The organism is Mycobacterium sp. IDUB_1, from assembly GCF_055419625.1.
The window spans coordinates 1-209 of sequence record NZ_JBVAYA010000026.1; the positions used below are offsets into that span (position 1 = coordinate 1).

The following is a 209-nucleotide window of genomic DNA, read 5'->3' on the forward strand; positions in this document are numbered from 1 at the left end:
TCGGTGAACACCGTGCGCAGGCTCTCGTGCCGGGCGACCACATCGCCCACCGCGGCGACGAACGCCTCGACATCGAACTCCGTGTCGACGGTGAACGCCAACGGATAGTTGTATGCGACACCGGTTTCGGGAAGCCGGTCGACGATCAGCATGCGTTCCTGGGCCGCCGAGACCGGCACGAGCGCCGGACGGTCCTGGGCGACCAGTTC

Annotated in this window: 1 protein-coding gene; it reads right to left on the bottom strand. The window is 67.0% G+C overall.

Features of this window, described 5'->3' with window-relative positions; all coding sequences use genetic code 11:
- A partial coding sequence (locus tag ACZYYX_RS29510; protein WP_463818378.1) for a condensation domain-containing protein occupies positions 1-209 on the bottom strand: 209 nt, incomplete at both ends.